This is a genomic window from Tundrisphaera macrotermitis (assembly GCF_051175315.1).
Classification (GTDB): Bacteria; Planctomycetota; Planctomycetia; order Isosphaerales; family Isosphaeraceae; genus Tundrisphaera.
Genome location: NZ_CP195100.1, coordinates 1390110 through 1415591 on the forward strand (window position 1 = coordinate 1390110; position 25482 = coordinate 1415591).

Genomic DNA, 25482 nt, shown 5'->3' on the forward strand with positions numbered 1-25482 from the left:
CCCGCCCGTCCCGCCCCTTCACCCCGTATCGTGGAGATCGGCCCCGTCCTGGACATCGGCCCGGCACGGGACGGCCAGGTACCAGACCCGCCCTCCCGGGTCGATCTCGATGTGATACCACCCCTTGCAGCTCGCGCAGGCCCCCAGGAATCGGTCCGGCAGGTCGGGGTCGGGCTGCATCAGGTCGAGCGGGGTTTTGCATTGCGGGCAGGGCGAACCGACGAGGTCCAGGCTGTTGGGCTTGACCTCCAGGACGCTTTGCACCAGGGACCGGATCGGGACCCGTTTCATGGTCGATCCTCTCCGCAACTGGCCGGGGATACCCACAGATATCCGATTTTTTCGATGAATTCGAGAGCGAGCCTGCGGGCGGCTTCGAGGCGACGGAGCCGGCTGTCCATCATTTCAAACACTGATGGAATTCGGCAATGGGGCACCTGGGGTATTTTCGGCAATTCTTGGCGGTTGATTCTCCTTATTGAGGCCCGATGGATTCGAATATCCGATTGCCCTTCTCAAATTCATCTTGGGGGATGAAAATCGGCGCCGGGTGACGGTCCCGGCTCGCTCCGGGGACCGGGATAGGGCGATGATCGGCCCTCGCGACGGCCGCTTCAGGGAGGAAGCATGAGACATCAGACGACGAGGACTTGGGGGCTGGCCTGCCTGGCCTGCGGCCTCGCCTTCGGGGCCGCGACGGCCCGGGGCCAGGTGGTCGAGCGTCGGCAGACGCAGACCGGGCCGGGCGGACGGTCGATCGAGCGGTCGATCCGGACCGAGCGGGGGCCCGGCTATATCGAGCGCAGGGTCGACGTGAATCGATCCAGCGGGGCGAGCGCCAGCCGGACCACCGTGATGCGGACCGGGCCGGGAGGGCGCCCGATGGGCGGCCCGCCGCCGCCTCGGCCTCGATACGGCCCGGGGCCGGCCTTCGGCCCCGCGTTCGGCCCGGCGGTCGGCCTCGGGATGGTGGCCGCGCCGTTCCTCAGCCTCTCGATCGGGTCGCCGCCGCCTCCTCCCCCGCCGCCCGTGGTCGTGGTCCCCGAGCCGATCTATGCCTATCCGGCCCCGCCGGTGGTGATCGCCGCCCCGCCGCCTCCGGTGGTGATCGCCGCCCCGGCCCCTCGTTACGTGGTCGAGGCCGAGCCGCCCCAGCCCCCGCCGGTGGCGGACCCCTGGGCCGATGCCCTGGGCCGGCTCAAGAGCTTCCACGCCAACAGCCGCCGCGACGGGTCGCTGGCCCTGGGCCACTTCGGCGACGACCGGGCCGTCCCGGCCCTGATGGAACGGCTCGAACGCGACGGCGACCGGGATGTCCGCGTGGCCGCGGCATGGGCCCTGGGCGAGATCGGCGATCCCCGCTCGGCGGTCGCCCTGGAACGTGCGGCCCTGTACGATAAGAAGCACGAGGTCCGCGACGCGGCCAACGAGGCCTATCGCCGCCTCCCCCGACCGGGCCAGCCGCGGCAGGAGTACGTCGAGCAAGCTCCCCCCCAGGGCCAGGCCCGGATCGACGACCCCGGCCCCTCGGCCTCGCCCAACCGCCCGGCCTCGGTGCCCGACAACGGCTATCCCGACGCCCCGGCGCTGGAAGGCCCGGCCGGGTCGACGGGCCAGGGCCGCCCCTCCTGATCCGCCCACCCGAGGACCGTCGCCCGTGCCCGTCGCCTCCGACCCTCCCGATGAGGCCTCCCCCCCGCCCGGCGTGGGCGGGGGATTCGGCACGGCGACCGCCACCTTCGTGATCATCTCCAGCATGATCGGGGTGGGGGTGCTCACGACCTCCGGCCTCGCCGTCGAGCGCCTGGGCAGCAACCAGTTGATGCTGGCCCTCTGGGCGATCGGAGGGGTCATCGCCCTCTGCGGCGCCCTCTCGCTGGCCGAGGTCTCCGCGGCGCTCCCGCGATCGGGGGGCGAATACGCGATCTTCCGCGAGGCCTACGGACGCCTGCCCGCGTTCCTGGCCGGTTGGGTCTCGTTCCTGTTCGGGTTCGCCGGCCCGATCGCCATGGCCGCGACCGGCGCGGTCGACTACCTGCTCGCCCCGCTCGGCGATCGCGTGCCGGGGCCGGGACCCGTCCGGCCGCTCCTGGCCACCGGCCTGATCGCGGCGATCGCCGCCTTTCACGTCTCCGGCCGGGAGCGTTCGATCCGTCTCCAGGGGTTCGTGACCCTGGCCGAGGTCGGTTTCCTGGCGGCCTTCGCGGCGGCCGGCCTCTGGGCGGGGCGGGGCGGGGTGGCCCACCTCGCGGATCGTCCCCCGGTCGGCCCGGACACCCTGGGCGGGATGCTATTCGGCCTCCTCTATGTCTCCTACGGATACACCGGGTGGAACGCGGCCTCGTACATCGCCGGGGAGATCCGGGCCCCGGGCCGGGATCTGCCGCGGGCGATCGTGCTCGGGACCCTGGCGGTGACGGTGCTCTACCTGGGGCTGAACCTGGTCTATGCCCTGGCGGTGCCTGCCTCCGTGATCTGCGAGATGGCGCGGACCGGGGGGCGTGAGACCATCGTCCCGATCGCCCAGGTGGCCGCCTCGCGCCTGTTCGGGCCGTCGTGGGCCGGCGGCCTCGCCGTCGGGGTCGGTCTGATGATGGTGGCCACGCTGAGCGCGTTGCTGCTCACCGGGCCCCGCGTCCTGCTCGCGATGGCCCAGGACGGCGTGTTCCCGACGAGGGCCGCCCGGACCTCGCGGCGGGACGGGACCCCGGCCGTCGCCACGTCCATGCTGGCCGGGTCGTCCGTGCTCCTGATCTGGTCGGGATCGTTCGACGCGATCCTCCTCTATTCCGGGGTCGGCCTGGCGTTAACCTCGCTGCTCTCGGTGGCCTCGGTGATCGTCCTGCGATGGCGGCGGCCGTCGCTGATCCGCCCGTTCAGGGTCCCGGGCTATCCCTGGGTCCCCCTCCTGTTCCTGGCGACGACCTCCGCGCTAACCATCGCGGTGATCCGGGCCGAGCCGGGGATCTCCGCCCTGTCGATGCTCAGCATCGCGGCCGGTTGCCCCATCTACCTCGCCCTCGTCTCCCGGGCTTCGCGAACCATACCGTCCGGCGGAACGTCTCACGATTTGTAAATCTTCGCCGAGTCGGCCGAGATGCACCGGTCGGGGCAGGGGATCCCGGCGCGATTCCCCGGATCCTGGAACTTGAGGAATTCTCCCGAGTTCCGACGAAATCCCGTCGTATCTTTCCTGCGGGCAGGCCCGACCTCGGCACGAGCTTTGCCCTAGAGTCCCCGCACTTCACCGAGATGGCAACCGAGGGGGAATTCGACCTTATCGACCGATCTTCCTCAGATTCTGAGGAATTCGCCGGGTAGGTCCTTATTCCCATCTTGCCCATGTTATATTGTATGGGACGCGCGGATCGATCGTGATTCGCGGGACGTGCGGCGTGCGAGCGGGAGCGAGTCGGCCGGGGGCGGATTTCGGGAGGAATTCCGGATCCTCGGCCCGCGGGTCATCAAGGCGAACGCATCAGGGACGCTGGTTCAGCTATCGAGGAGATTGGAATGTTGACGAATCGGTTGGGGATGGGCTGGGCCCTGGGGGCGTCGATGGCGGTCCTGGGCTGGGCCACGCCCGGTTGGGCCACCTACGGCGGCGGTGCGTGTCATCGGTGTGCCCCCGCCCCGGTCGTGGTCACGCAGACGGTCGCCCTGGCCCCCCAGTGCCAGACCGTCCAGCAGACGGCCTACGAGACCGTCTACGAGAACCAGGCCTATACCGTGATGCAGACGCGGTATCGGACCGAGTACCAGCAGCAGCAGTACACCGTGATGCGGCCGGTCTCGGAGACGACCACCGTCCAGCGCAAGTACACGGTGATGAAGCCCGTGTATCAGACGACCAACGTCCAGCGCAAGTACACCGTCATGAAGCCGGTCTATCAGACCCAGCGCATGGAGCGGAAGTACACCGTGATGAAGCCGGTCTACCAGACCAGCAACGTCCAGCGCAAGTACACCGTCATGAAGCCGGTCTACCAGACCCAGCGCATGGAGCGGAAGTACACCGTGATGAAGCCGGTCTACCAGACCAGCAACGTCCAGCGCAAGTACACCGTCATGAAGCCGGTCTACCAGACCCAGCGCATGGAGCGGAAGTACACCGTCATGAAGCCGGTCTACCAGACCAGCAACGTCCAGCGCAAGTACACCGTCATGAAGCCGGTCTACCAGACCCAGATGGTCAGCCAGCCCTACACGGTCTGCCGCCCGGTCACGACCACCACCGAGGTCGTCCGCGAGTGCGGCCGGTATGAGACCCAGTACACGACCGTCCCCGGCCCGATCGTCGAGCGCCAGGTCAAGGTCCCGGTCGAGGACTGCGGCTGCGAACAGCCCAAGAAGAAGTGCCTCCTCTTCCACCACAAGAAGAAGGCCTTCGCCACGGTCGCCGTCCAGTGCCCGCCCCGCACGGTCCGCGAGCGCGTCTTCGTCTCGCAGCCCGTCGTCCAGCAGGTGACCCAGACCCGGATGGTGGCCGAGACCGCCTACCGCCAGGTCCCGATCCAGACCTGCACCATGGTCGCCGAGGAGCGCGTCGAGAACATCCCGACCACCACCTGCACGATGGTCGCCGAGGAACGCGTCGAGCCCTACGAGGTCCGCACCTGCCAGATGGTCGCGGAAGAACGGGTCGAGAACTGCCCGGTCACCACCTGCTCGATGGTCGCCGAGGAACGCGTCGAGCCGTATGAGGTCCGCACCTGCCAGATGGTCGCCGAGGAGCGGGTCGAGAACTGCCCCGTCACCACCTGCCAGATGGTCGCCGAGGAGCGGGTCCAGCCCTACGAGGTCCGCACCTGCCAGATGGTGGCCGAGGAACGCGTCGAGAACTGCCCCGTCACCACCTGCTCGATGGTGGCCGAGGAGCGGGTCGAGAACATCCCGGTCACGACCTGCCGCATGGTCGCCGAGACGGCCACCCGCCAGGTGCCGGTCTGCGTCCCCGAGCAGGTCCCGGTCACGATGACCCGCTGCGTCAGCCGCGTGGTCGCCCGGCCCGTCGTCACCCAGCAGTGCACGGTCGTCCCCGTGGCCGTCCCCGCCTGCATGACCTGCCAGTAAGCCGAACCTGCCCGGCACGCACGCAGCCTGCCCGCACGACCCCTCCCCTCTCGGGAGGGGTCGTTTTCGTTGGTGGATCCGCCCGGGGTTGGGGAACAGCCGGCGGTACCCACCCGACCGGATCGGTTGAGGTCCCGGGGCCGGGTCGGCGAGGGCAAGATAACGCTGATAGTACGGGGCGGCGGGCTGGCCCCCCGCCATCCTGATCATCGCGTTGATCTGGCCGCGATGGTAGGAAGCGTGATCGACCACATGGATCATCGTATCGCCCAGGGGGAGGGAAAATCGTTCCCCATAGGTGTTGCAGGCGTCCACCGGGGTCCGCAAGGATTCCTCGGTCTGGCGATCGAGGAAGGCGAAGAGTTCGGAGTGGACTTCGGGCCATCGCCGGGCGAGGTCGGCCCGGGTCGGATACTGGGCCTCATCCTCGATCGCCGCCCTGCCATCCCCATGCCAGCGGCGGAGCCACACGTCCTGCGCGGCCATCTCGTGCACCAGCAGGCCGTGGATCGAGCCGTGCGAGAACCCCCGGGGCCGGTCATATTCGTCGTCGGAGACGGTCCGCGACGCCTCCATCATGAGTTCGTCGGCCCATCTCATGTAAGCAAAGAGACGGCGGATCAACCCGGGGGTCGGGGACATCGCGAGGGCCCTCATGCTCATTCGGATGACCTGGGCCGGGGTTGGACCCCAGCCGACCCTATCCTCTCAAGCGTGACAAGACACCGGATCGCCGATTCGCCACCAATCCGGGAGCGGCCGTGACGACTTTGACGCTCAGATTTGACGGGTCGATGACGTAGAGATGACGTAGAGAGGGGGGGCGTCACCATGCGAGTGCCACGCTTGCGTCTCACGATCGGCGGGCTGATGGCCCTGGTACTTTTCGCCGGCTTGGCCCTGTGGGTCAGGATCCAGGTCATCGCGCGGCTCACCCCCTCGATCCCCGAGCAGGCGGCACTCGCCGCTTATCAGCAGTCGATGCTCACGCGTGAGGTGGCCGAGGTCGCGTTGGTCGAATACGATTCGGGCCGATACAAGCAGGTTCTGAGCGAGTCCGTGCGTCCATCACATCCCGAAGTCGGGGGTGGCATGCCGATCCTCCGCTGGAAGGGAGATCGTCTACCAGGCTCGAATCCTTGGCCGGATCGTGGTCCGAAGGAAATCGCGAGGCGACTGGAGTTGGAGAAGCTGGTCGGAGAGTTGAAAGCGAAGGCCACGAAGGCCATGGCCGAGGAAGTCGCGAAAGCCAAGGCCGACGAGGCGAGCAAACTCATGACATATCATCGGGAACGTGCCAGGCGGATGCGACCCTTCGGTATCTGGTAAGCCCGTTCGGTCGGGGACCGCTCGCCGGGATCCTGGCCTGACGGCGGGCGATGCCCGCCCGACCGGGCCAGTCATCGTCCGCCGGATCGATCAGACCATCGGCCCCGCCACCTGCGGTCCATGCCCTGGACCCCCGCCGAAGTGAGCGGGTGAAATCGGGTGAAATTCCGAGGATCCGGCCGATCACGCACCGATGGCCCAGGTTTCGTCGCATCGTGCAGGATCCGGTCGACCCGGGAGTGTCGGAAGGCGACTCGCCCCGATCCAAGATAAGGAGGAGTTGTCTCGGGCCTGTCGGATCCGCGGCCCGCCCATTCGACCGGTGGGGAGCGCGATGCCAAAACGAACCCAACGTCGCCCGAGATTCCGGCAACCCGCGGGGCTGGTCGCAGTCGAACACGATGGAGAATCTCTTGCACCCCGAGCGGGCCTCCGACGCCAAGACCGTCGGGAAAAACGACCCCAACGACCCAAATAGTGATGCCGGGAACGGCCACGACAAGGCGCCCAAACGAACCCAACGATGGGCTCAGGCCGGCCGGGGCAGGGCGTCCCAAACGAACCCAACGACGGTGTCTCGCCGATCCCGCATCAGGGGCCGAAGGCGATCCAGTAGCCGTAGGCGACCGGGGCGGCGAACAGGAGGGAATCGAGGACATCCAGGACGCCGCCGAAGCCGGGCAACGCCGAGGAGGCGTCCTTCCGCTCGCAGTCGCGCTTGATCATCGATTCCATCAGGTCGCCGAGCTGGGCGGCCACGCCGATGGCGAGGCCGAAGCCGATCGCCGGGCCCCACTCCAGGCAGGGGGCGTGGAGGAGGTATCGGGAAATCGCCGAGACGGCCAGCGACCCTCCCACGGCGAACAGGAGGCCGCCGATGCCCCCCTCGATCGTCTTGTTCGGGCTGAGGACCGGCCAGAGCTTGTGGCGGCCGAGGATCCGGCCCAGGGTATAGGCCCCGATGTCGGTCCCCTTGGCCGTCGCCACCAGGGCCGCCAGCGGGATCAGGCCGTGGTAGGGGCCCTCGAACCAGCGCATCTGGAGCATGAAGCTGCCCAGGAGGCCGATATAGGCGACCACGAAGCAGGTGCCGGCGATCGTCGCGGTCGTGGACCCGGGGCCGCGGAACCGGACGCTCATCGCCAGGAACGTGGCCAGCAGGGTGGCGACGAACGCCAAGAACGGCCAGGCCAGGACCTCGATCCGGTCGGTCGGGTTGAAGGTCGCCGGCAGGTGCGGGTCGGCGGCCCGGCCGGCCCACTCGACCAGGTGCGGGGCCCAGTTGGCCGCGATCACCGCGACCAGCCCGCCGCAGACCGCCGGGGTCGACGGCCGGACCTCGGTGGCTTCGAGCAGCCCGACCATCTCCAGCCCGCAGCGGAGCATCACGACCAATGCGGTCGCCAGCCAGAGCGGGAACCACGGGGCCAGCCATTCGTCCAGGGCCAGGACGGCCAGCAGGATCGCGACCAGCGTGACGCCGGACGCCAGTCGGTGGGCGAGCATGGGGGGGCGGACCTCGTCGGATCAGGCCACGGGGTCGATGAGCCCGCCGAACTTGCGGCGACGCCCGGAATAGGCCACGCAAGCCGCGATCAGGTCGTCGCCCCGGAAGTCGGGCCACAGCACCTCGGTCACCCACAACTCGGCATAGGAGATCTGCCAGAGCAGGTAGTTGCTCAGCCGCATCTCGCCCGCCGTGCGGATCAGGAGGTCGGGGTCGGGCATCCCGGCCGTCGAAAGATAGCCGGAAAACGTCGCCTCGTCCACCGTCGCCGGGTCGAGCTTGCCGTCCCGGGCGTCCTCGGCGATCCGCCTGGCGGCCTCGGCGATCTCGGTCCGGCCGCCGTAGTTGATCGCCAGGCAGAGCGTCATCCCGGTGTTCTCGGCGGTCGCCTCGACCGTCCGGTCCAGCTCGCGGAGGACGTCGGGCGGCAGGCCGTCGCGGCCGCCGATCATCGCCAGGCGGACCTTCTGGTCCATCAGTTCCTCTCGCTCGACCACCACGAAGTGGCGGAGCAGGCGGAGCAGGAATTTCAGCTCGCGGGCGGGCCGTTTCCAGTTCTCGACGGAGAGGCAATAGAGGGTCAGTTGGTCGAGCCCGATCCGGCAACCCTCCTCGACCACCGCGCGGACGCTCTGGATGCCCCGGCGATGGCCGAAGATCCGGGGCTGGCCCCGGTTCTGGGCCCACCGGCCGTTGCCGTCCATGATGATGGCGACGTGGCGGGGGAGTTGGTCGGGTTCGAGCCCGCTGGACCGCAGCCGCGCCAGCCCCTCGGGGCCGAGGACCGGCGCCGGGGGGTGGGTCGGGCTCGGCCGGGCGGTCGCACGGTCCATCGCGGACAAGCCTCGCGGGCTCGCTGCCATCGTCGTCGATCCTCGGTCGGTCGGTCGTCGGAGTGATGTCAGCGCGAATGCCGCGGGATCGTCTGCTGCCGCTCCGGGCCGACCGAGACGATCGAGACCGGGACTTGGACCTGCTCGCTCAGGAAGTCGACGTAGCGGCGGGCGTTCTCGGGCAGGTCTTCCCAGGTCCGGGCCCGGGTGATGTCCTCGGTCCAGCCCGGCAGGTCGGCATACACCGGGCGGCACCGCTCCAGGTCGGCCAGGTGGGCCGGGAAGTCGTCCAGCCGGTTGCCCGATTCGTCCTCGTAGCCGACGCAGACGCGGAGCGTCTCCAGCCCGCTCAGGACGTCGAGGAGCATCACCGCGACCTCGGTCGATCCGCTCACCCGGGCCGAGTGCCGCACGGCGGCGGCGTCGAACCAGCCGCAGCGCCGGGGCCGGCCGGTGACCGTCCCGTACTCGCGGCCGACGCGGCGGATCCGCTCGCCGATCTCGTCTTCCAGCTCGGTCGGGAACGGCCCGCCGCCGACCCGCGTGGTGTAGGCCTTGATGATCCCGATCCAGCGGTCGATGTGCCGGGTGGGCACGCCCGAGCCGGCCGCGATCCCCGCCGCCGAGCTGTTGGAGCTGGTGACGTAGGGGAAGGTGCCGTGGTCGATGTCGAGCAGGGAGCCCTGGGCCCCCTCGAACAGGAGCTTCTGGCCCCGGCCCAGCGACCCGTGGAGCCACGAGGTCGTGTCCTTGACGTAGGGCCGAAGCCGGTCGGCGAAGCCGAGGTACTCGCCGACGATCTCGTCGGCATCCAGCGGCGTGAAGTCGGGCAGCATCGCCGAGAGCAGCCGGTTCTTGTAGGCCACGATCCGGGCGACGTGCTCGGCGAAGCGGTCGGGATGGTACAGGTCGCCGACCCGAACGCCGTGGACCCGGCCGACCTTGTCGCGATAGCACGGGCCGATGCCGCGCCGGGTGGTCCCCAGGTGGTCGGCCTTGGAGGACGACTCCTCGGTCAGCCGTTCCTCGGCGAGGTGGTAGGGCAGGATCAGGTGGGCGCGGTCGCTGATGAACAGCCGGCCCTCGGCCTGGACCCCCTGCTTGGTCAGGGTCTCGATCTCGGAGAGCAGGGCGGGGGGGTGGACCACCACGCCGTTGCCGATCACGCAGGCGATGCCCGGCCGGAGGATGCCGGTCGGGATCAGCGACAGCTTGTACGTCACGCCCTCGGCCACGACCGTGTGCCCGGCGTTCGCCCCGCCCTGATAACGCACGACGACGTCATGGCGATCGCAGAGCCAGTCGACGATCTTCCCCTTAGCCTCGTCCCCCCACTGGAGGCCCACCACGCAAGTCGATGACACGGCGCAACATCTCCCGAATCTGGTGGCAAGCCGAGGCGAGACCAGGGACCAAAAATACCGAGATTCCCCAGGTTCGTCAATTCACCCGGAATCTCGCATCAGACCGAGTTCAGCCCATCTGGGCCCGGAACTCGGCGAACAGGTAGGCACTGTCATGGGGGCCGGCGGCGGCCTCGGGGTGGTACTGGACGCTCGACACCGGCAAGCGGCGGTGCCTCAGCCCTTCCGAGGTGTGGTCGTTGAGGTTGACGTGGCTCTGCTCCACGTCGGGGGGCAGGGTCGACGAGTCGACCGCGAAGCCGTGATTCTGGCTGGTGATCTCGATCTTCCCGGTCCGTTCGTCGCGGACCGGGTGGTTGGCCCCCCGATGGCCGAACTTGAGCTTGAAGGTCCTGGCGCCGAAGGCCTGCCCGAGGAGCTGATGCCCCAGGCAGATGCCGAAGATCGGAATGCCCCGGGACTCGGCGGCGTCGGAGATCAGGCTCCGGAGGGTCTGGACGGCGTTGCCCAGGGCGCCGGGGTCGCCGGGGCCGTTGGACAGGAAGATCCCGTCGGGCTGGTGTTCGAGGATCGCCGGGGCGCTCGCCGAGCCGGGGACAACCGTCACGCGGCAGCCCGACTCGACCAGGTGGCGGGGGATGTTCCACTTCATCCCGAAGTCGAGCGCGACCACGTGGGGCCGGCGGGCCGCCGGGGAGGCGACGCCGGGCCGGTTTGCCTGGGCGAACCCGTCGAAGCCCGGCTCCCAGGTCACGGCCTCTTTGGGCATGACCTCGGCGGTTAGGTCGCGGCCGACCAGGCCGGGGCTGGCCTGGGCCCTGGCCACGAGGCGGGCGTCGTCGAGGTCGGCCGACGAGAGGATCCCCTTGAGCGACCCGCGCACCCGGGTGAGCTTGACCAGGGCGCGGGTGTCGATCCCCTCGATCCCCAGGACGCCATGCTCGGCCATGTAGCCGTCGAGCGTCCCGGCCGATCGGTGATTGCTGGCCAGCCGGCTCAGCTCGCGGACGACGAAGCCTCGGGCCCAGGGGCGGGCGCTCTCGGCATCCTCGGCGTTCACGCCGTAGTTGCCGATCATCGGGTAGGTCATCGCGACGATCTGGCCGTGGTAGGACGGGTCGGTCAGGATTTCCTGATACCCGGTCATGCTCGTGTTGAAGACGACCTCGCCGTCGACTTCACCCCGGGCCCCGAAGGCCCGGCCCGTGAACACCGTGCCGTCTTCCAGCGCGAGTTTGGCGATATCCATGATGCGGATCGATTTTCCCAGGAGTCCGCCCGGCGTGATCCGGGCCCGGCGACGTAGCCCCGCGTCGTGGGGCGATCCAGTGTATCCGGCAACACCGACGCGCCACCAGGGGAATCAGGTTCAGGCGCCGCGAAACCACCCCCCGATCGGCCCGGCCCGGCCGCGCGAGGCCAGCGCGAAGGCCCCGAAATTGGCCCCCAGCATCGCGGCGATCGGCAGGGCGAGCCGGCCATCGATCACGCCTCGCTCCAGGTAGCGGCGGAGCACCGCCGGGGCGGGCGTCCTCCGCTCGGGGAGCGGGACGAGCAGGAGGGCCGGGGCCAGGTTGGTCAGCGACAGGGCCAGGGTCAGCAGGGCCGGGCGGAGCGGGATCCGCCGCGCCGGGTGCCCGTCCCGGTCTCGCTGCGCCCGCCTCCGCGATGCCCCCATCGTCAGGGCCGCATCGGCCAGCCGGGGCCGGATCGGCCCCCGCGCCAGGGTCGCGGCCCGGGCCAGCATCGGCAGGTGGGCCGCCGCCAGGGCCAGGATCAGGGCCAGACCGGGCGATCGGGCGGGGTGCATCTCCCGGGCCAGCAGGGCGGCCCCCCGGCCGGCGATCGACCCCGGGGCCAGCGCGTCGGCCCCGGCGGACAGGAGCCACGGCAGGGCCAGCGCACCGACACCCAGCGCGAGCGGCGGGAACCACCCCAGGGCCGAGGAGAGGCCCCGGGCCAGCGGCCCCGGCGGGCGGCCCGGTCGTCCGAACAGGGTGATCAGTGCCAGCCCGTTCGCCGCCAGGGCCAGGGCCGCGACCATCGCCCCGTTGCCTAGCCAGCGGATCGCCTCGGGGCCGGGCCGGACGGCCCGGGCCAGCGCCTCGGTCGGGCCCTCGCCCGAGTCGGGGCGGAAGGCCGAGGCCAGGACCACCAGGATCGGGGCCACACCGACGACGATCCAGGCGCCCAGGGCCAGCGAGCAGATCAGCATCCGCCGCCGCGAGGCCATCGCCGGGACCCTCGGGGGCGCCGGACCGTCGGGCTCGGGCGGGAGGGTGTTGGCCCCGCCCCACCAGCCGATCAGGAGCCGCGCCAGCCAGGCCAGGGCGACCCCGATCAGGGCCAGCGTCGCGGCCCGGGTCGGCTCGTCAAACCGCCGGGCCGATGCGACCACCTGCACGGCCAGGGTCCGATGCAGGCCCAGCACCATCGGGCCGGCCGGTTCCATCAGGGCCAGGGCGAAGACCGAGGCGACGGCGCGGCCCACGTCGGGCCGGAGCAGCGGCCAGATCAGGTCGCGGGCGATCCGCCTCCGCGACGCCCCGGCGGCCCGCGCCGCCTCCGACCACGTCGGGTCGATCCGGGTCCAGGCGGCCGAGGTCGCCGAGGCCACGATCGGCACGCCGCAGGCGATCCCCACCCAGACCAGCCCGGCCCACCGCGCCAGGTCCGAGAACGGCAGCCCGGCGATCGATCGGGCGTCGAGCCAGTCCCAGCCGCCCCCCCGATCCCCGCCCAGGATCATCGCCACGCCGGGGGCGAGGATCACCGGCCCGGCCGCCAGCGGCGCCCAGGCCAGCCCCACCAGCAGCGGACGGCCCCAGAACCGCCTCCGCCCCGAGATCGTCCCCACCACCACCCCGATCAGCAGCGATCCGGCCGCCACGGCCGAGGCGGCCAGGGCGCTATTCGCGGCGCAGGCCCAGGCGAACGGGTCCAGGACGGCCAGGGCCAGCGGCAGGGGCGACAGCCGGGGCGTGCCGTCCGGCCCGCGATCGATGACGGCGGCCGGCACGATCGCCAGCGCCGGGAGCCACAGCACGGCCATCACACCGAACCCGATCGCCCGTGCCGCCCCGCCCATGCCGCGCACCACCGCCCGCTCTGGGGTCATCGAGGTCGGATCCGGGGTCCTGAGATGCGATCCATCGGCTTACCGGGCCATCGAGGCCACCGGCTCGGCGGCGGCGGGGGTCGGGGGCTTGGCCAGCTTCTTCTTCTCGATCCGGCGGTTGATCAGCCACTGGCCGCACGGCACCAGCAGGGGGCGGACCAGCAGGGCGTCGACGGTGATCCCGACCACCAGGGCGAACCCCAGCTGCCGGAGCGACCCGAGCGGGCTGAACAGGAACGAGGCGAAGCTGACCGCCGTGATCGCCGCCGCCGAGGTGATCAGACCGCCGGTCTGGGCGATCGCCTTACCGATCCCGGCGCGGAGGCCAAGCGTCCCGGTCTCCTCGCGCAGTCGCGTCATCAGGAAGACGTTGTAGTCCACCCCCACCGCCACCAGCAGCACGAACAGGAAGTAGGGCACCTTCCAGTCGAGCCCCTCGGCCCCCAGGATCGTGATGAACAGGAGGTGGGTGGCCCCCAGCGCGAACAGGTAGGTCAGCAGCATCGTGCCCACCAGGTTCACGCAGGCCACGATGTCCCGGAGGGCGACCAGCAGGACCAGGAAGACCCCGATCGGGATCACGAACCAGCTCTGGAACTGGTCGGCCCGGGTCAGCGTGCGGATATCGACCGACTCGGCGTTCGACCCGCCCACGAGGATCTTGACCGGGGGGACGTCCTTCGCCTCGGTGGCGGGGTCGTCCTCCTCCAGCCGGTCGCGGAGCTTGCGGCGGAGCGAGAGCACCTGGTCCATGGCCTTGCCCGAGAAGATCCGCTCGTTCTGGACCACGTCGATCCGGGCGTACCGGCCGTCCTGCGTGATATAGGCGTCGAAGCTCTCCTTCAGCTCGGGGTGGTCGCGGACCGTCTGCGGGGTGATGAGCAGGCGATCCAGGGCACGCCGACCGACCGGGTCGTTGAGGATGGCCTGGATCTCCAGCGACGCCAGGTGGATCCCGTCGGAGATCTGCCCGGCCCCGGCCACCGCCTGGGCCAGCTGGTCGGTCATGGCGTCGGGGGCGGCCGGCTTGGCGGGCTCCTCCTTCGGCTTCTCGCCGGGGATGAGCGCCGAGAGGGGGTTGGGATTGACCAGCGACGAGGTGGCCTGCATCAGAGACGACGCCACCGAATCGCGCGCGGCCTTGGAGGGGTCGCCCCCCCCGGCGGGCTGGCCGAACAGGCGGAACCCGGTCTTCTCGCCGAGCCATTTGGCCGCCTGGATCTTGGCCAGGCCCTCGTCGAGCCGATCGCGGAGCTGGCCGGCCCCGGCCTCGATCTGGCCGAACCCGTCGTTGACCGCCTTCAGCCGGGCCGAGAGCCGGGCGGCGTTGAGCGGGGCGGGGCTGCCCAACGGCTGGGTCGCCGAGCGGACCTCGTCCACGTTGCGCTGGCGGCTCAGGAGCCGGCTCAATTCGTCGATCAGGGCCAGGCCGCTCGACTCGCGGAGGTTCTCCTCCGACGCGATCACCACGGTCAGCGGGGCCGAGGACCCGGCCCCGAACTTCTCGGCGACCAGCCGGAGGCCGTTGGACGACGGGGTGTCCTGCGGCAGTTCCAGGAGGGTGTCCTGGGTGAAGCTCGTCCGCGTCCCGAGGATGGCCAGCGGGGCCATCGCGAGCAGGGCGCCGGCCCAGCTCAGGGTCGGGCGGGCGAGCACCCGCTTGGCGAACCGCTCCCAGAACCCCGTCGAAGGCCCGGTCAGCCCCGCGAATGCCCGGGGATGCTTGCGGGCGAGCAGGACCAGCAGCGCCGGGGTCAGCGTGAGCGTGGCGAACAGGGTGACCAGCAGCCCCAGGGCGACGCTCGGCCCGGTGGCCGAGAACAGCTTGAAGTGGTTGGTCCCCATCAGCATGAGCCCGACGAACACGGTGCCCGCGCTGGTCAGGATCGCCGGTGAGCCGAGCCGGAGCGTGGTCCGCATCGCCTCGCCGGGATCGTTCGGGTCCCAGTGCTCGCCGTAACGCCAGGAAACGAACAGGCAGAAGTCGGTGCCGCTGCCGAACAGGAGGACGATCAGGAACAGCTCGACCAGCGGCGACATCTCCCAGCCGAGGGTGGCGGCCCAGGCCAACAGGCCCCGGGCGATCACCACGCTGATCCCGATCGTGGCCAGGGGCACCAGCGTCAGCCAGATCGAGCGGTACACGACCATCAGGACGCCCAGCAGCAGGAAGACCGTCGCGATCGCGGCGCGATCCAGCGAGATCTGGACGTTCCGCATGTAGTCATGGCCGATCACCGCGTCGCCGGTCCAGATCACCTCCAGCCCGGCCGGGATCGCCAGCCCGGGGGCCGCGGCCTGGCGTTTCAGCCACGCCACGGCCAGTTCCGAAGAAGGGGCCACGAACGAGGTCGAGAGCGGGACGATCAGCAGCTCCAGCGTCCCGTCCTTGCTGATCAGGCGGTCGGCGATCGCCGGGTTCGAGGCCGGCCCGAGAACCCGGAGGACGTCGTCCGGCCGCCCCTCCGGGTTCGAGAACCGGTCGGACAGGCGTCGGGCGAAGCCGCGGTCGGCCTCGGTCAGCTTCGTCGCCCGGTGCAAGGCCACCACGATCTGGGATTCGGACGCCTCCTCGGGCCAGGCCTTCTCGATCAACCGGGCCGCCAGGAAGCTCTCGGCCGTGTCGTGGAGCAGGTGGGCCTGCCCCTCGGCGGCCAGGCGCGTGAGGTCGGGAGCGCCCAGGCCCACGACCAGGGCCACCACCACCCAGCCCGCGATCACCCAGACCGGATGGCGTGTCACCGTCGACCGCAGGGCTTCCATCGTCATCAACCCTCGCCTCCAACCCGCACGACCGACGGGCCCGACCCCGAAGAGGGGGCCCGGCCATCGCGACGCCACCCGGTCCCAACCTGGGACAACCATACAACCTGGGGACGTCCCGGGTGGCCGATCCGCGCCGCCTCGCGCCCCCGTGGGCGCGGCGGGGACGCGGATCGGCCCAAGGATCGTATCGTGAATCCGCCCGATTTCGAACCGGGTTGATGCAGGAATCGTGCCCAAGCCGAGCCCGGGGCCGCTCAGGGATCGCGGAAAAGCCCGCCATACTTCAGCGGCCGGCCATCCGACCACGGATGGTAGTCGTTGCAGAATTCGATCCGGTCGCCGAGCGCCGGGTGGCTCGAACGCCAGATCCGGGTGAACGGGTCGGGGTAGGGGACCGAGAGGTTGTGGCGTTGGAGGTTGAGGAAGGCGGAGGCCGCCGCGTGGTTGTCACGGGTAATCTCCAGGGCGAACCGGTCGGCCTCGTGTTCCATCGATCGGCTGACCGCGAACGAGATCGGATCGCTCGCCAGCAGGATCGCCAGCCCGATGGCGTAGGCCAGGGGCAGGGCCGCCACGTCATCCAGACCGCCGATCCCCAGCCTCGGCCCGACGCGCCGGAGCAGCGCGCGGGCAGCGCGGTCGAGCACGAACAGGCCGGCGATCGTGGCGAACGCCGACAGGCAGACCCCCAAGGCAACGTGGTTGAGGACGTAGTGCCCCATCTCGTGACCGACGATCGCCAGGATCTGGTCGTCCTCGAAGCGATCCAGGAGCGTGTCCCAGAGGACGATCCGCTTCGAGCCGAGCAGGCCGGTGACGTAGGCGTTGACCGTGGTGGTGTCGCGGCTCATCTCGACCTGCTCGATCGTCGCCCCGACGATGTTCGCACGCCGGGCCAGGGCGTCGATCCGCGCGGCCAGCTCGGGGTGATCGAGCGGGCGGAAGTCGTGGAACAGGGGGTCGATCACGATCGGCATGACCCACGCGAAGAAGGCCGCGATCGGCACCGAGATCAGCCCGACGTAGAGGCACCACCGCCTCGGGGCGCGGCGGATCAGGTAATACGGCCCGGGGAGAATGACCGCCGTCGTGGCCATCAGGATCCCGAGCCGCATCACGGCATGGCCGAGCCACCGGTCGAACGGCTGCTCCGAGAGGCCGTACTCGTGGAGCCGGACATAGCCGGCGTAGAAGCGCAGGGGCAGGTTGGCCAGGAACAGGACCGCCAGGAACAGGACCGCCGCGATCGCGACCGAACCGGGCCGCCAGGGGGACCAGCGCTCGGCCCGGTCGCGGATCCGGGTCGCCAGCCCCGAGGCGACGACCGCCAAGGGCACGGCGATCGACCACGCCTGGGCGAAGACCCAGAGCCAGAGGCCCGACCGGTGGAACCGCACCGCGGCGGCCGATGGCTCGGGCACCGGGACGCGGCCCGACTCGCCCCTCGCGGACAGGCCCGCGACGATCCCGAAAAGCAACGCGGCGAGCAGGCAGGTCGAGCCTCGACGCCATTCAGGTGATCGAATGGGGAGGCTCCTCCTTGGTGTAGATGACCTTGGGCCCTTCGGGCTCGGCCGGGGGGATCGGGGTCCGGACGGCCAGGTTCGCCACCAGCCCGAGGCCGGCCAGGACCGCCACCACCCACCCGGCGACGGCGGCATACCAGGCCATGTCATACTTCTGGGCGATCTTGCCGGCGTCGGACTCCTCGCGGGCCCGCAGCCGGTCCTTCTGCTGGCCGATCTCGGTGAGCAGGCTATCGATCTTGCGATCGGCCTCGGCCTTCTTGTCGGCCAGTTCCTTGACCGAGAGGTCGAGCCGGCGGGCCTCGGCGGCCAGGACGTGGTTCTGCGTCTCCTGGTCGGCGACTTTGATCTTCAAGGCATCGCGATCGGCCAGGGTTCTGGAATAGTTCTCCAGAAAGGTCTTGGGATTCGATCCCGGGTCGGCGCGGGAGGCCAGGGCATCCAGGGCGATCCGCTGGGCCTCGTCGGTCCGCGCCACGGACTGCTGGATCCGGTCCAGGGCCTCGGTCTGGCGGCCGAGCCCCTGCTGGAGCAGGTAGAGCCAGGTGACGGCGACGGCCAGGACCGCGCCGGCGAACAGGCCCAGGACGCCGAACGTGGCCGCGGCCTGCGCCCGGTCGATCGACGAGGAGGCGGCTTGATGGGGTCGGCTCAGCATGGCGATCAGCTCCGCCTCCAGACGGGGGGAAAGGGCACCGCCCCCGCCCGCGTCACCATTGGGGATCGATTCCAGGTCGTTGGCCAGGCGTGCCAGGGCGAGCCGCTCGGATCGGTCGGCCGACAGGTAGAAGCCGCCCAGCTGGACGATGCTCTCCCCCCGCCACTGGAAGAAGCCCCGATCCTGGCGGATCGGGTCGACCACATAGGCCACCTGGAGCGGCTGGGCGAAGAAGTTGCGGTGGATGAACAGGTCGTGGCTCGACAGGAAGATCCCGAAGTCCGGGTGGGTGTGATACCAGCCCACGATGTCGAGCCCGGGGTGGAGCCGGTCGCGCTCGCGGGAGATCTCCTCCCACGAGTCGTGCGTGTAGGTGAAGCTGGCCTGGGTGTTCTCGTAGTGCTTGGCTTCGAGCGACTCGGTCACCCGGACGAACGGGCGGCCGGTCGCCTCGTCGATGCATTCCTGGCCCAGCAGGATTCCGCCCAGTTCGACGCCGGTGTCGCGGAGCGCATGGCGTTCGATGGCGTCGGCCGCCCGGCGATCCAGGAAGATCGGCAGGTCGTCGGGGCCGGGCACCGCGTAGGCCACGCACGCCATGCGGCGATCGAGGTCTGGGCGGGTGGCCCGGACCGGCTCGCGATACTGGATGTCGCCGAAGACGATGTCGTCGCTCACGCCGGTTCGCCCCCCGGCCTCGGCCGTCCGAAGCCCCGGACGCGGTCGGCCTCCAGGAGGAAGAAGCCCGACCCCTCGGCCCCGTCCACCCGGACGATGTCGAAGGCCGGGATGCCCAGGTCCGCCAGCGGCCGCGCCGCGAGTTCCGAGCCTTCGGCGACCTCGCTCACGATCTCCGGCCGCCCCGCCTCGCCGCATCCGGGGCAGATGGCCTCGGCCATGCCGACCTTGGTCCGGGGCCGGAAGACCTCGCGGCGGGCGTCGCACCTCGGGCAGACGATGGCCGTGACGAGGTCACGCTCCAGGGGGAGCGTCAGCGGGCCGGCCAGGGTCTCCCGGGCGAGTTCGAACAGCCGATCCGCCGTGGCATCGTGGCCGATCGGCAGCGGCTCGGGGGCGGGATAGGTCTCGTGGCTCAGGCAATCTTCCCGGAACGGGAGCTTGGTCGAATAGAACTGGTTGGTCACGCCGTTGAAGACCAGGATGCTCCCGGCGGCGACGGCCATCCCGTGGACGATCTTGAGCGCCTCCTGGACCTCCAGGGCGCCCATCATCGAGGCGATCGTCGGCGCCGTGGGCACCTTGCCTTCGAGGATCTGGTCGCGGCGGAGGAGGGGGCAACTATATCGGACGTTCAGGAGCTGATAGTCCCGGGCCGTCATCCCGCACTCGTAGCAGGCCGAGTCGGGCGGGACGAACACCTTGACGACCCCCTGGATCTCCTGGATGCCCGAGTCGACCCAGGGCGTGCCGACCTTCCAGCACTGGCGGTTGACCCAGAGTCGGGCCTCGCGGTTGTCCAGGCAGCCGATCACCACGTCGACGTCGGCGAACAGGCCGAGGCCGAGGTCGGTGATCACGTCCCCCCGGATCGGGTGGAAGGCGACCTCGGGGTTGATCTCGGCCGCCCGTTCCGCCGCGACCTCGGCCTTGGGCCGACCACCATCGGAGAGCCGGAACAGGACCGAGCGCGACAGGTTGGACGGCTCGACCTCATCGAGGTCGATCACGATCACCGTGCCGACGCCCAGCAGGGCCAGGTTCTTGAGGACCTCGTTGCCCAGCGCCCCGGCCCCGACGACCAGGATCCGGGCCGCGGCCAGCTTCTCCTGCCGCCACCAGGGGATGAGTCGAAGCCGGCCGTAGCGGTCCTCTTCGTCGATGATCAGGTCGGGTGCGTCGGCGTCGGCGTCGGAGGACGTCCGGTCGGCCGGGGGGTGGACCGCGTCCCCGGGTTCGTCATCGAGGAAGGTCAGGGGAGGGGACTCGTCCATCATGATCTCGGGCGACGCGGGGCAGGGGGTCGGGTCCAGGTCCGCCGGTCAGTCCAGGAAGACGACCTCTTCGGGCTCCGGGCGCGGGGGGGGCGGCGGCTGGCGAGGCGCGGCGGGCACGCCGATCTCCATGTCGAGGAACTGGGCCGGGCCCTCCTCCGCCAGCCCGCCCTTCGCGATGTCCTGGGCCGACGGCGGGTCGACCCGCCCCAGGCTGGCGCGGGAGTCGCGCAACGGGCGGGCATCGATGGGGAACCGGAAGGTGGACTGGTTGGCGGCCCACTGGGCGGCCTCCCGGTTGTACGGGCTGCGGATGTCGTAGTTCTGGAACCGGGCCATATCCCAGAGCATCACGCACAGCTCGTCCAGGGCCAGGCTGGGGACCCAGTGGGTGCCGTAGGCCCCCAGGCAGACCATGCCGATCTCGGAGATGTTGGGGTGGTAGATCGGCGTGAGCCATCGGACCTCGGGCATGGTCCGTGGGTAGCCGGCCCCGAGCTTGATCTCGACCTGGTGCTGGTCCCGGGCCACGACCTTGCCCCGGTCGCGGGCCAGGCTCTTGCCCTGGAACGTGATCAGGTACTGCTGGGGCAGCACCCCGTTGGGGCGGAAGCTGAAGACCGAGCTCTCGGCCCTCAGCCGTTCGAGGGCGGCCAGGTCGGAGCGGAGTCGGCGGATTCGCGGCGATTCATAGGTCGACATCGGTCGACAACCCCCCTCGGGGACGGGCCAGGGACGGGGCGACGCGGGGCGGACGAGCCGATCAGTCCGAGCCGGCCACGACTTCCGGGTAGACGATCAGGTGGTCGCCGTTCTGCACGCCGGCCTCGACCAGCGTCTGGCTCTCGACCAGGCGCCGGCCGCCTTCCTTGTGGTCGAGCGAGTAGCTCATCGGCTGGCCATCGGGGCTGGTGGCCGGCAGGTTCATCTTGGTGATGATGTTGGGCAAGATCCGGCTGACCGGCACGCTGAAGGCGATGACGGCTTTGACCGACTTGGCCCCGGTCTGGTCCAGGAACGTGACCTGGATCCCCGAGGCATCCGAATTTCCGCCATATGACATGAGCAGGGTTCCTCCACTCCCCCATTCGTCGGCCGCCGGGCAATATTCGGGCGGGTCGGTCGCGAATTGGTCGCCCCGAGCAAGTCCCAGGATACTCGCGCGGACCCGATGCGGGAATGGTCCAGGGGGATCTTGATCCGATTTCCGAACGCGTCCCGGATCATCCGGGAACGCACGACTTCCCCTTGCACCCGAAGATCGAGCAGGCGCCGATGAATTCCCAGCAATCGCGATGATGGGGCGTCCGGCAGGCGGTGCAGACCACCCGGGGGTCGTCCCCGATCTCCACGCCGCAGACCTTGCAGATCGGGGGGCCGGCATCCTCGGGGGCGGCCGGTCCGGCGTCCACGATCGCCACCCCCTCGCCGATCCGGGCGGCGACCCCGGCCTGCAACCCGTCGTGCAACGCCAGCGCCTCGCGGACCCCGGCGGCGAGCAGCTCGGGCTTGAGGCCGAGGTTGGTGTCGACCTGCACCAGCATCCGCTCGGGATTGATGGAAACCAGCATCCCGCCCGGCGGGCCGAGCCGCTGGAGGTTGGCGATCGCCCAGCGCACCGGCGCGACCAGGAAGTCGCGGGCCATCTCGGGGTCGTTGGCCTGGACCACGAACCCGCGATCGAACTCGGAATCCCCCACCCGGATCGGCCGGGTCCCCTTGGGCGGCTGCGCCGGGGAAGGCCGGCCCACCGGGGCCAGTTCGAGCCGGAACGGCAGGCCCCGGGCGAACCGGACGACCACGCGGGTCCGGGGGATGGTCGGCTGCCCGGGGACGATCGGCGCCAGGCCGACGCGGACCAGCGCACCGTGATGGGTGAAGCTCACGGTCGGGGGGTCGGACATCCCCCGGTTCTCGTACTTCCCGCGATACTGGGCCGCCAGCTGGCGATAGGCCCGGAACCGGGTCCCGGCGATACCGCCGGCGACCTTGGCGCAGACCCGCACGAAGGCGTAGGCGAGGGCGATGAAGACGATCAGGACGATCCAGCCCACGTCGCAATTCTCCGTCTCTCACGCCGATCGGCCGCCCAACGACGAGTGTACGCCCGGCGTCCCCCGCATGCAACCATCGGGATCGCCTATCGCCCCGGCGTCGATCTGCGATACGATCGCGTCGATGGGTGGGACCGGGCGCGAGAGGGGGCGGATCGTGGATCGGCAGTCGGGCGGGATCGATGCGGCCACGCGGGGGCGGCTCTGCGTGCTGGCGGCGGCGGTGATGTGGAGCCTCAGCGGCGTCCTGACCAAGGGCCTGGCGATGGACGGGGCGCCGATCGCCTTCTATCGCGGCCTGTTCGGGGGGCTCGCCCTGCTGCCGTTCGTCCCGGCCCGGGACCGGGCGTTCCGGCCCCGGATGCTGCTGATGGCGCTGGTCTTCGCCGTGATGACCGGGCTCTACCTGGCCGCGATGAAGGCGACCACGGCGGCCAACGCGATCTTCCTCCAGTCGTCGGCGATCTTCTGGGTGATCCCGATCGGCTACCTGGCCCTGCGCGAACGGCCGGACCGGCTGTCGATGGCCGGGGTCGCCGTGGCGCTGGTGGGCATCGCCCTGATCGTGGCCCGGGGCCGCGACGGCCGCCCCGGGGAAGGGGTGGGCATCGCGCTGGGGCTGGCCAGCGGGGTGGCCTTCGCGGCGGTCCTCGTCGCGATTCGCTGCTTCCGCGACCTCGACCCGGCCTGGCTCAGCGCCTTCAACAACCTCGGGGGGGCGGCGTTCCTGGGCCTGTGGATCGTGGCGACGACGGGCTCCCTGCCGATCCCTTCCGGGGGGCAGTGGCCGACCCTTGTCCTGTTCGGCGTGGTCCAGATGGCGATCCCTTACATCCTCTTCGCCCGGGGCCTGCGGCACGTCTCGGCCGCCGAGGCCGGATTGATCGGGCTGGTCGAGCCGATCCTGAACCCGCTCTGGGTCTACCTCCAGCACGGCGAGCGTCCGGCCGACTCGACGATGATCGGGGGGGTGTTCCTGATCCTCGGGGTGGCCGTCGGTTCGCTGCCGAGGCGGCGCCGCTGACCCGCCCGGTATTTTGACAAATCGACCCTGGACCTTCTGTCCGCCCCGCCTACAACGCCCCAGCGAGGGGACGGCGGCCGGGTTTCATGCGTCGCCGGACCACTCTTTCATCCCACCACGCACACCTTGAGAGTCGACACCCATGTCCAAGTTCCTTGGCCTCGTGTTCGCCTGCGCCCTGGCCACGCCCGCCTTCGCCGCCGACAAGGACATCGTGGACACCGCCGTGGCCGCGGGCAAGTTCAAGACGCTGGTCGCCGCCGTTAAGGCCGCCGACCTCGTCGAGACGCTCAAGGGCGACGGACCGTTCACGGTGCTCGCCCCGACCGACGAGGCCTTCGATAAGCTCCCCGAGGGCACGGTCGAGAGCCTGCTCAAGCCCGAGAACAAGGACAAGCTGGTCGCCGTCCTCACCTACCACGTCATCCCCTCCAAGGTGATGGCCGCCGACGTGGTCAAGCTCGACGGCAAGGAAGTCAAGACCGTGCAGAAGTCCACGGTCCCCATCACCGTCAAGGGCGACAACGTGATGATCGGCAAGGCCAAGGTCGTGAAGACCGACATCGCCTGCTCCAACGGCGTGATCCACGTGATCGACACCGTGCTGCTGCCGCCGTCCAAGTAAGCCCGGACGGCCCGCACACCACCTCGAAGCCCGCCCGGCCCCGGCCCGGCGGGCTTCGTCGCGTTTCGTCCATGCGGCACCCGGGATCGGCGGGTACCATGAGGGGCCGATGTCGCCCGCCCTGGTCCCCGGATCCCCCACGAGGTTGCCGCCATGCGTCCCCCGAGATGCTCCCCCGGCCGGTTCGGCTGGTTGCCACCCCTCGCCGTCGCGCTCGCGTCGCTCATGGGCGAGGGCCGGGCACCCGCGGCGGAGAGGCCCAACATCCTGTTCGTCTTCACCGATGACCAGCGATGGGACGCGATGGGCGCGGTCCAGCGCGAGCAAGGGGACCAGGCCCGGTTCCCCTGGTTCCGGACGCCCGCCATGGACCGGCTGGCCGCCGAGGGGGCCCGGTTCCGCAACGCCTTCGTGGTCAACTCGCTCTGCGCCCCGAGCCGGGCCAACTTCCTCACCGGCCGCTACAGCCACCTCAACGGGGTGGCCAACAACCACACCCCGTTCCCCGTCGAGAGCGTGACCTTCGCGAGCCTGCTCAGGGACGCCGGCTACGCCACGGGCTACGTGGGCAAGTGGCACATGGGCCTGCAACGCGGGAAGCGGCCGGGATTCGACTTCTCGGCCAGCTTCGTCGGCCAGGGCCGGTACGTCGACTGCCCGTTCGAGATCGACGGCGTGGCCACCCCCTCCGAGGGCTGGGTCGACGATCGCTCGACCGACCATGCGATCCGGTTCATGGAAACCAGGCGCGACGCCCCGTTCGCGCTGGTGGTCGGGTTCAAAGCCTGCCACGGGCCGTTCGACCCGCCGGATCGGGCCAGGGATCGCTTCGCCGGCGCGGTCGCCCGGCCGCCGGCGAACCGGGACGCACCGGCCATCTACCGGGCCGCGATCGCCGATCCGCCGAAGGCCGCCGCCAAGAAGTCGGCGACCAAGAAGGCCAGGAACGCCGCCAACAACTCGCAGGAGGCGCAGCGGGCGGGGGTCAACCTGAACTACTTCCGCTGCATCTCGGCGGCCGACGACAACCTGGGGCGTCTGCTCGACGCGCTCGACCGGCTCGGGATCGCCGACAACACCGTCGTGATCTTCGCCAGCGACAACGGCTATTACCTGGGCGAGCACGGCCTCGGCGACAAGCGGACCGCCTACGACGAGAGCCTGCGCATCCCGCTCCTGGTCCGCTACCCGAAGCTCGGCGCCCGGGGGAAGACGATCGACGCGATGGCCCTGAACATCGACCTGGCGCCCACGCTGCTCGACCTCGCGGGCGTGCCCGTCCCGGCGGAGATGCAGGGGAGGAGCTGGCGTCCCTTGCTGGAAGGGCGGCCGGCCGACTGGCGGAAGGCCTGGCTCTACGAATACTTCAAGGAGGCCAACTTCGCCGCCCCGACGGTCGTCGCCGTCCGCACCGACTCCGCCAAGCTCATCACCTACCCCGGCCACGAGGATTGGACCGAGGTCTTCGACCTCCGCGCCGACCCGCACGAAATGTCCAACCTCGCCGCAGACCCGGCCCGCAGGGCGCTCCGCGACGAGCTTGAGGCCGAGCTGGCCCGGCTCAAGGCGGCCGAAGGGTTCAAGATCCCGGCCTATGCCGATGAACCCAACCCCTGAGGATGGGCCGGGCTTCGAAAGCGAAGCAGGCGGGAG

Annotated in this window: 20 protein-coding genes and 1 pseudogene; 7 read left to right on the forward strand and 14 right to left on the reverse strand. The window is 70.3% G+C overall.

Annotated features, from left to right (window positions below; all coding sequences use genetic code 11):
• Nucleotides 1-18: 18 nt before the first annotated feature.
• Complete coding sequence (locus TA3x_RS05975) at nt 19-291, reverse strand: hypothetical protein (RefSeq protein WP_435019252.1); 273 nt, start codon at nt 289-291, stop codon at nt 19-21.
• A 336-nt stretch (nt 292-627) separates the two neighbouring features.
• Here TA3x_RS05975 and TA3x_RS05980 point away from each other — a divergent pair, with 336 nt between their 5' ends.
• From TA3x_RS05980 to TA3x_RS05990, 3 genes are all read left to right on the forward strand, one after another.
• Entirely contained in the window at nt 628-1632 is a 1005-nt protein-coding gene (locus tag TA3x_RS05980) for a HEAT repeat domain-containing protein (protein WP_435019254.1), read from the forward strand.
• 25 nt (nt 1633-1657) lie between these two features.
• Nucleotides 1658-3076: an APC family permease gene (locus tag TA3x_RS05985; protein ID WP_435019256.1), complete on the forward strand. Its 1419-nt coding sequence runs from the start codon at nt 1658-1660 to the stop codon at nt 3074-3076.
• A 437-nt stretch (nt 3077-3513) separates the two neighbouring features.
• A complete protein-coding gene (locus TA3x_RS05990) occupies nt 3514-5073 on the forward strand; it encodes a hypothetical protein (protein ID WP_435019258.1) in 1560 nt (519 codons plus the stop codon).
• A 159-nt stretch (nt 5074-5232) separates the two neighbouring features.
• On the opposite strand, the pseudogene TA3x_RS05995 reads toward TA3x_RS05990, so the two are convergent.
• Nucleotides 5233-5736: pseudogene (locus tag TA3x_RS05995) on the reverse strand (DinB family protein); the annotation flags it as partial.
• Nucleotides 5737-5919: 183 nt separating this feature from the next.
• Between TA3x_RS05995 and TA3x_RS06000 the strand changes: the two are divergent.
• Nucleotides 5920-6402, forward strand: a complete 483-nt coding sequence (locus tag TA3x_RS06000) for a hypothetical protein (protein ID WP_435019260.1) — start codon at nt 5920-5922, stop codon at nt 6400-6402.
• Nucleotides 6403-6993: 591 nt separating this feature from the next.
• Here TA3x_RS06000 and TA3x_RS06005 read toward each other — a convergent pair.
• The 12 genes from TA3x_RS06005 to TA3x_RS06060 form a co-directional block, all read right to left on the reverse strand.
• Nucleotides 6994-7908 (reverse strand): phosphatidate cytidylyltransferase, encoded by a 915-nt coding sequence (locus tag TA3x_RS06005; protein ID WP_435019262.1) that lies wholly within the window; start codon nt 7906-7908, stop codon nt 6994-6996.
• 21 nt (nt 7909-7929) lie between these two features.
• Complete coding sequence (locus TA3x_RS06010) at nt 7930-8742, reverse strand: isoprenyl transferase (RefSeq protein ID WP_435019264.1); 813 nt, start codon at nt 8740-8742, stop codon at nt 7930-7932.
• Nucleotides 8743-8810: 68 nt separating this feature from the next.
• The gene (locus TA3x_RS06015; RefSeq protein WP_435019266.1) at nt 8811-10106 is read right to left on the reverse strand and encodes an adenylosuccinate synthase; all 1296 of its coding nucleotides are present in this window, start codon (nt 10104-10106) and stop codon (nt 8811-8813) included.
• A gap of 109 nt (nt 10107-10215) precedes the next feature.
• Complete coding sequence (carA, locus tag TA3x_RS06020) at nt 10216-11355, reverse strand: glutamine-hydrolyzing carbamoyl-phosphate synthase small subunit (RefSeq protein WP_435019268.1); 1140 nt, start codon at nt 11353-11355, stop codon at nt 10216-10218.
• A 120-nt stretch (nt 11356-11475) separates the two neighbouring features.
• Complete coding sequence (locus TA3x_RS06025; RefSeq protein WP_435019270.1) at nt 11476-13224, reverse strand: ABC transporter permease subunit; 1749 nt, start codon at nt 13222-13224, stop codon at nt 11476-11478.
• Nucleotides 13225-13263: 39 nt separating this feature from the next.
• Nucleotides 13264-15993 (reverse strand): MMPL family transporter, encoded by a 2730-nt coding sequence (locus TA3x_RS06030; RefSeq protein WP_435019272.1) that lies wholly within the window; start codon nt 15991-15993, stop codon nt 13264-13266.
• 251 nt (nt 15994-16244) lie between these two features.
• The gene (locus TA3x_RS06035; RefSeq protein WP_435019273.1) at nt 16245-17411 is read right to left on the reverse strand and encodes a M48 family metallopeptidase; all 1167 of its coding nucleotides are present in this window, start codon (nt 17409-17411) and stop codon (nt 16245-16247) included.
• Nucleotides 17412-17502: 91 nt separating this feature from the next.
• Nucleotides 17503-18852: a Mov34/MPN/PAD-1 family protein gene (locus TA3x_RS06040; protein WP_435019275.1), complete on the reverse strand. Its 1350-nt coding sequence runs from the start codon at nt 18850-18852 to the stop codon at nt 17503-17505.
• Nucleotides 18849-20129: a HesA/MoeB/ThiF family protein gene (locus tag TA3x_RS06045; protein ID WP_435019277.1), complete on the reverse strand. Its 1281-nt coding sequence runs from the start codon at nt 20127-20129 to the stop codon at nt 18849-18851. The genes TA3x_RS06040 and TA3x_RS06045 overlap by 4 nt, the downstream gene beginning before the upstream one ends.
• A 45-nt stretch (nt 20130-20174) precedes the next feature.
• Nucleotides 20175-20828, reverse strand: coding sequence for a ubiquitin-conjugating enzyme E2 (locus TA3x_RS06050; RefSeq protein WP_435019279.1), 654 nt, complete (start codon nt 20826-20828; stop codon nt 20175-20177).
• Between the two features lie 61 nt (nt 20829-20889).
• Entirely contained in the window at nt 20890-21189 is a 300-nt protein-coding gene (locus TA3x_RS06055) for an EsaB/YukD family protein (protein WP_435019281.1), read from the reverse strand.
• Between the two features lie 160 nt (nt 21190-21349).
• Nucleotides 21350-22180: an RING finger protein gene (locus tag TA3x_RS06060; RefSeq protein WP_435019283.1), complete on the reverse strand. Its 831-nt coding sequence runs from the start codon at nt 22178-22180 to the stop codon at nt 21350-21352.
• A 157-nt stretch (nt 22181-22337) separates the two neighbouring features.
• Here TA3x_RS06060 and TA3x_RS06065 point away from each other — a divergent pair, with 157 nt between their 5' ends.
• From TA3x_RS06065 to TA3x_RS06075, 3 genes are all read left to right on the forward strand, one after another.
• Nucleotides 22338-23204, forward strand: a complete 867-nt coding sequence (locus TA3x_RS06065) for a DMT family transporter (RefSeq protein WP_435019285.1) — start codon at nt 22338-22340, stop codon at nt 23202-23204.
• A gap of 142 nt (nt 23205-23346) precedes the next feature.
• Nucleotides 23347-23829, forward strand: coding sequence for a fasciclin domain-containing protein (locus TA3x_RS06070; protein WP_435019287.1), 483 nt, complete (start codon nt 23347-23349; stop codon nt 23827-23829).
• A gap of 153 nt (nt 23830-23982) precedes the next feature.
• Nucleotides 23983-25446: a sulfatase family protein gene (locus TA3x_RS06075; RefSeq protein ID WP_435019289.1), complete on the forward strand. Its 1464-nt coding sequence runs from the start codon at nt 23983-23985 to the stop codon at nt 25444-25446.
• Nucleotides 25447-25482: the final 36 nt, after the last annotated feature.